The sequence below is a fragment of the Geomonas sp. genome, from assembly GCF_035254065.1.
Lineage (GTDB): Bacteria > Desulfobacterota > Desulfuromonadia > Geobacterales > Geobacteraceae > Geomonas.
In genome coordinates this window covers 1-6,556 of the sequence record NZ_DATFBA010000336.1, presented here as the reverse complement: position 1 = coordinate 6,556, position 6,556 = coordinate 1, and the positions used below count along the sequence as shown (strand labels likewise).

Genomic DNA, 6,556 nt, shown 5'->3' with positions numbered 1-6,556 from the left:
GTGCAGCTCCCCAAGGAGTACGGCGTCTATCACTTCCTCTCCTTCAAGTACATACCGGTGGCGGAGTTCGTGGAATCGCTCACCACCACCAAGGATCTCTACCTGAGCGCCGATCCCATCATGGGGGAGGGGGGGAGCGTTCGGGAGGAGTGCGAATTGAAGGCGCTGGCCCCCGATATCCCCCTCCCGGACTTCCTTCCCCAGAAGGACATCGTGAACTGCAACCTGTGGATCGGGCCGGGCGGCAACCGGACCCTGCTGCACTACGACGCCTGGCACAGCTTCCTGGCGGTCTTTCGCGGGGAGAAGCGCTTCGCCGTCTACCACCCGTCCCAGACGCGGCATCTGCACCAGTACGGCGTCTTCGACATCAAGGGGCTAAGGGAAGGCCGGACCATGGACAGCCACGTGAATCCCGTGCACGTCCAGGAGAAATACCGGCGCTCGGTCAGCCAGGCGACCGGCTTCGAAGGGGTTTTGAAGGCGGGGGAGGCGTTGTTCATCCCGGCCGGCAGCTGGCACTACGTCGAGTCGCACGGTCTGAACATCGCTCTCAACTTCTTCCACTACGCCCGCGTCGGCGGCCTTTGGAACGAAAGTCCCCTGAAGGATTACGTGTTCAAGAACGACGTGATGTATCCCCTGCTGGGGAGGCTGAGTAAAATAAAGCACGCCGCGGAATTCTGGAAGAAGCACTCTTAGACTATGCCGGTGTGAAACAACTGGCGGGAAAAACGAAAGCCTCTGATCCGCCTAAGGATCAGGGGCTTTTTTTGCGTCATCAGCAGGCTGAGGAGGGATGGTCACTCGAAAAGGGTTTTCTCGAACTGCAAGCCGACCCCTTGGTCGGTTACCCGCACCACCTTCGCTTTCAGTTCGAAAAGTGGGGTGTCGCGGATGGTGACTGCCACGGTCTCGTTCTCTTTCATTGGCTGCGGCGCGTTGATGAAGATGCCTTTCATGCTCAAGTCTTCCACTTCGCAGTCGATCCGCTGGTCGTCCTTATGGATGGTCGCGTCTGCATGGAGCGCCAGTCTGGCAAAGGTCCTTTTTTCCAGGTCCATAGTGTCCACCTCGCAGTCACCAGTTGTAGTATGTCGGCTGTAAATTATACCGAAAATTTGGCGGGACGTCGGGAATGAGGCCAACTTGTTGCCCAATTTTTGCGAAAAGAGTCTCCGTTTTCTTGTGCATGTTTTTTTCTGTGCTACCCTTAATCAATTTCACCGCCATGGAGGATGCACATGAAAAAAATCTTTGCAAGTCTGATGTCCGCTCTCGTTGCTGTTTCCTTTGCCGCCGTAGTGTTTGCCGCTGACGCTCCTGCTCCTGCTCCGGCCGCACCTGCCGCCGCCGCTCCCGCTGAAAAAGCGCCGGAGAAGACCAGGAAAGAGAAGAAGGCTGAGAAGAAGGCCGCTAAGGCGCAGAAAAAAGCGGACAAGAAACAGAAAAAAGCTGACGAAGCTCAGAAAAAGGCCGATGACGCAGCTGCCAAGGCTGCAGCTCCCGCCAAGTAACTCAGTCAGCCTGCAAGGATCAAAAGCCACCTCCCGAAGAGGTGGCTTTTTTTGTGTCAACCACGTCTGAGTTTTCTTCACCTTCCTTGTTGAAAATACTCATAAAAGCTCGTATATTCACCGCGGCTGAACGAGGCAGCTCCCTGCTCGAACGGCCAAAAAATGGTCCCCCTTTTTAGCACTGGGTGGACGTGACAGCGCGACTTGATTGCTGAGACTCCCCTCTAGCCATGCCTTGTGAAAGGGAGGGGACTGCGAAAGTCGATGGCTGATCAGATTTCACAATGGCAAGGAATCCTCTCTCATGGGCATCTTCGATAAATTGTTCGGCAGAAAACGTACCCCTTCTCCGTCACCAGCGGCATCCCCCGAACCGGATTCCACTGTGACCTCCACACCCCTCTCATCTTCTGCGTCCGCCTCCGCATCTGCATCCTCGGCACCGGTATCCGCATCTTCTGCTGCCGCTGGCGATGGCGTCAGCGAAGGTGTCGATTCGATCAAGGTTTTTGACGAGTACGGACGCGAAGGGTTGGTAACCCGACAGCAATGGCTGGACGACGTACTGCTGGGGAAGCTGGAGAGCCATAGCGACGACCCCGATGCCCTCTACGACGTGCTGGCCGGTGCCCTGAAGGATGGCTTCTCCTCGGAGCTCATCCCCTATGCCGAGCAGCTCTCTGCCATCGACCCGCTCCCCTGGCGCGGCGCCACGCTGCTCGCCCGGATCTATCTGGAAAAGAAGCGGCTGGACGACGCCGAACAGGTGCTGGAGGAGTATATCGAGCAGCACGGCGAGGAGGGGCGCGTGCTGACCCAGCTGGCCAGGGTCTACAGCCTGCGCGGTGAGGAGGAGCGGGCCGGCGAGATCCTCTGGCACGCCTTGGAACTCGACCCCAACCAGGATGACGGGCTCATCTGGTTTGCCGCTATCAACCGGGAGCGTGGCGGTGCAGCTGCCGAGCTCGAGGCATTCCGGGAGGTAGCCGAGTTGCCGGGAAGCTGGCGGGCGCGCCTGTGGCTGGCGCGTCATGCTCTGGGTAACAACGACCTGCCGGAGGCCAAGGCCCGTTACCGTGAAGCGCTGGAGGAGGCGGGAGAGCCGACGCCGTCGGACCTCCTGGTGCAGATGAGCGGCGACCTCGGTAACGCCGGGCACCTCGAGGAGCTCGTGCACCTGGCGGAGTCCTACTACGACCCGGCTGCCCACGGTATCGAGGCGGGCAATAACTTCCTCAAGGCGAACATTGAGCTGGGGCGCCTGTCCGCTGCCGGGAGCTTATTGGAAGAGCTGTACGCAGCGGGCCGTCCCGACTGGAAAACCACCCTCGCTTTCTGGGAGACGGAGCTGGCGAAAGTAGAAGCCAAGGCCGAAACCGCCCGGCGCGAGGTGAAGAGGGAGGAGGCTGAGCCGGCCATCACCGCCCTTTCCATCGAAGGACCGATCTGGATGCGGCATGGCGCCCCTTTTTCGGCGCTGCTCAGGCCCAAGGGGGCGTCGGCACCGCGCTTTACCGTGTTCGGCAGCACCGTGGTGGGGAACGGGGATGGTGAGGGTAGCTTGCAGCTGAGCGACGCAGCCGGCCGTCTGAGCCGTTCGCTTCCCCTGCTGCTGGCGGAGGTGATCCAGATCGCCTCGGAGGCGGTCGGGGTCGCGGTGATCCCCTGGGCACAGGGGGAGGGCTTCGCGCTCTTCTTTCGTCCCTTCGAGGACGCGGCGCTCTGCCTCATGTCCGGCAGCGGGGAAGATGCTCCCGATTACGTCATCGGCGTCACGGTTGAGGTCGGCTCGCCGCGCTGGCAGCTGCTGACCCGTCTGATACGGCGGGAGGACGGCGAGCGGCTGGCTGAAATCAAGGTGGAGCTGGACGGGGAGAACCCGGGAGCGGCTGTCTACCAGGTCTGCGCCGACCTGAGCAGGCTAATGGCCGCCCACGCAGGGGTGAGCATGGCTGCGGCCCCCTCCTGGTACCAGCTCCCGGTCGGCAATTTCGTGGCCGATTACCTGGTGCGCCTGGAACAGTTGTTGACGGTTTCCTGCCAGACCCTGAATTTTCTGGAGGGGGGTGGGCTGCACGGCGAGCGGGAAATCCTGGAGGGGGTCCTGCGTCTGTGCGTCGATCAGCCCAAGAACTCCGTGGTGCGCATGCTCTACACGCAGACCTTGCGGGTGATGAACAGGGTGCGGCCGGAACTGGTGGGGCCTTACCGGGAGAAGACGGCGCGTCTGTGGCGTGACTACCCGATGAACAACGAACTGGAGCCGTTGGTCTTCGATGCGCTGGAAGAGGTGTTCGGAGAGTAAAGGAAAGGCATTCAACCCTGCTGACCACGAAAGACACGAAAAGACACGAAAATAAAGGCAGCTCTTCCAACCCGTCGTAGAGGGTCTGCCCCTTTCCTCTCTTTTCAGAGCAAGGTTCGGTTTCCTGTCTCTCCTTTCGTGTTCTTTCGTGCCTTTCGTGGTGAAAAAAAGGTTTTATCCCATCAGCCGCCTGATCTCCTCGACCACCTCGGGATTGGCCAGGGTGGTGACGTCGCCGGTCGGCTCCCCGTTGGAGAGTGCGGAGAGCACCCGGCGCATGATCTTGCCGGAGCGGGTCTTGGGCATGTCGGGGACGATGATGACCCGCCTGGGCTTGGCGATGGGGCCGATCTCAGCGGCGATGGCCTCGGAGATCTGCTGCCTGAGCGCGCTTCCCGCCTTGAGCCCCGGTTTCAGCGAGATGTAGAGCTCGGGGACCTTCCCCTTGATCTCGTCGGCCACCGGCACCACGGCGGCTTCGGCCACCTCGGCTATGGTGAGGGCGGCCGACTCGATCTCCTTGGAGCCGAGCCTGTGGCCGGCCACGTTGATCACGTCGTCGATCCTTCCCAAGATCCGGTAATAGCCGTCCGCACCCTGGGTGGCGCCATCCCCCGTCAGATACGGCCAGTCGCGCCAGTCGCGGCTGTCCTGGTTCTTGCAGTAGCGCGCGTAGTACTGCTCCACGAAGCGCTTGGGATTCCTCCAGATGGTCTGGAACCCCCCCGGCCAGGGATTGCTGATGCAGATGTTCCCCGCCCGGTTGGAGCGCTCCGGTATCTCGCGCCCCTCGTCGTCCAGGATCACCGGGTAGATGCCGGGCATGGCGGGACCGCTGGAGCCGGGCTTCATGTCGTGCAGGGCCGGCATGGTGCTGGTCAAAAAGCCGCCGGTCTCGGTCTGCCACCAGGTGTCCACGATCACCGCCTCCCCCTTGCCGACCACCTTGTAGTACCAGCGCCAGACCTCCGGTTCGATCGCCTCGCCCACCGTGGTCATCAGCTTGAAGTGGTAGTCGTACTTGGCCGGCTCGTCGGGGCCGGCCCGGCGCAGGCCGCGGATGGCGGTAGGGGAGGTATGGAAGATGTTCACGTCCAGTTCCTGGGCGATCCTCCAGGGGCGCCCGGCATCGGGCCAGGTGGGGAGCCCTTCGTAGACCACCACCGAGGCGCCCAGGGCGAGCGGCCCGTACACGATGTAGGAGTGCCCGGTGATCCAGCCGATGTCGGCCATGCACCAGTAGACGTCCTGGGGATGGATGTCCTCCACGTTGCGCGCCGTCCCCGCCACGTAGGAGAGGTAGCCGCCGGTCGAGTGCTGGCAACCTTTCGGCCTGCCGGTGGTGCCGCTCGTGTACATCAGGAAGAGCGGATCCTCGGCGTTCATCTCCTCGGGGGCGACCCGTCGGCCGCGGTACTCCTTGAGCAGCTCGTTCAACAGGTAATCCCGTCCCTCGACCAGCGGGGTGGGGCTCGCGTAGCAGCCGGGGTAGCGTTCCCAGATCAGCACCTTTTCCACCGTGAAGCCAGCCGCGGCCGCCAATTCCACCGCCTCGTCCGCCTTCTCCTTGTGATCGAGCATGCTGCCACCACGGAAGTAGGCGTCGGTGGTGATGAGCACAGAGCTTTCGGCGTCGGCCATCCGTTCGGCCACGCTTTTTGGGCTGTAACCGCTGAAGACCTGGGAGTGGATGACCCCCAGGCGCGCGCAGGCGAGCATGGTGATGGGGAGCTCCGGCACCATCGGCATGTGCAGGGTCACCCGGTCCCCCCTCTTGAGACCGGCGAAGTCACGCAAGAGGGCGGCCAGTTCGTTCACCTTGACCAGCAGTTCCTGGTAGGTGAGGTGGCGGACCGGTTCGTCCTCCGGCTCAGGGACGAAGTGGATGGCCGCCTTGTTCCGGAAGGCGGGGAGGTGGCGGTCGACGCAGTTGTAGCTGGCATTGAGCCTGCCGCCCACAAACCAGCGCCAAAAAGGGGGGCGGCCGGTGTCCAGCACGGTGTCCCAGCGCCGGTACCAGGATAAAAGTTCCGCGTACTCCACGTAGCAGTCGGGAAACCGCTGCGGCGCAAAGCGCTGGTAGATGCCGCCGTCGGTCAGGTTGGCCTGGCGGATGAACTCCTCGGGGGGATGGATGTACTCTTCTTCCTGCCAGTGGACGGCGATTTCAGCTTCCGATACGTTCTCTCCTCGCTCTCTCCGCATGCCCGGCACCTCCTTTGGCGTACGGTTCACTGCCTGTGCTCATTATATGCCTGCCGGGCAGCCGGGTGGTACCCCGATCTTCAGGCCACGCCGGGAGAAAAGGGGAGCGAGGAAAGGAGCTGCCGGCACCACGTTGCATCGCCCGCGCGAGGGCGTGCTCACTTTCCTGCTCTGCCTACCGGTGCAGAGAAAGAACCGGCAACATCTGGCTCCCCTGCGGCTGGACGCACTCGACTATCTGTTTGCTGGTTTTCCGGATGACTGGTGGTGGGTGAAGTGGTGAGGGGGAGTGGTTGACCTTGGGCTGGGCAAAAAGGTCGGCCACAGAGGAGTTCAGGTCACCGCGCCGGGGGCGGTCTCCTCTGTGGTCGACTACGGGGGCGAGCAGCTACTCGGAGGGGACCGAGGCTACCGACAGGGCCGGCCGGCCGCGCTTTCTTTTGGAAATGTCCGCCACAACCGGTGCTGCCCCGGTCGGGGTGATTTTGGCCGCGACCTTCGACTTGCCGGAGGATTTTGCCTGTCTCGC

At 62.2% G+C, this 6,556-nt stretch carries 5 protein-coding genes; 3 read left to right on the top strand and 2 right to left on the bottom strand.

The window, feature by feature from the left end:
• On the top strand, positions 1–702 hold a 702-nt coding region (locus tag VJ604_RS15620), incomplete at its 5' end, for a cupin-like domain-containing protein (RefSeq protein WP_324084110.1).
• 101 nt (positions 703–803) lie between these two features.
• On the opposite strand, the gene VJ604_RS15615 is transcribed toward VJ604_RS15620, so the two are convergent.
• Complete coding sequence (locus VJ604_RS15615; protein ID WP_324084108.1) at positions 804–1,064, bottom strand: PilZ domain-containing protein; 261 nt, start codon at positions 1,062–1,064, stop codon at positions 804–806.
• 180 nt (positions 1,065–1,244) lie between these two features.
• Between VJ604_RS15615 and VJ604_RS15610 the strand changes: the two genes are divergently transcribed.
• Both VJ604_RS15610 and VJ604_RS15605 read left to right on the top strand, forming a co-directional pair.
• Positions 1,245–1,517, top strand: a complete 273-nt coding sequence (locus VJ604_RS15610; protein ID WP_324084106.1) for a hypothetical protein — start codon at positions 1,245–1,247, stop codon at positions 1,515–1,517.
• A gap of 385 nt (positions 1,518–1,902) precedes the next feature.
• Positions 1,903–3,822, top strand: coding sequence for a tetratricopeptide repeat protein (locus VJ604_RS15605; protein ID WP_324084103.1), 1,920 nt, complete (start codon positions 1,903–1,905; stop codon positions 3,820–3,822).
• A 174-nt stretch (positions 3,823–3,996) separates the two neighbouring features.
• On the opposite strand, the gene acs is transcribed toward VJ604_RS15605, so the two are convergent.
• Complete coding sequence (gene acs, locus VJ604_RS15600) at positions 3,997–6,027, bottom strand: acetate--CoA ligase (RefSeq protein ID WP_324084101.1); 2,031 nt, start codon at positions 6,025–6,027, stop codon at positions 3,997–3,999.
• Between the last annotated feature and the right edge of the window lie 529 nt (positions 6,028–6,556).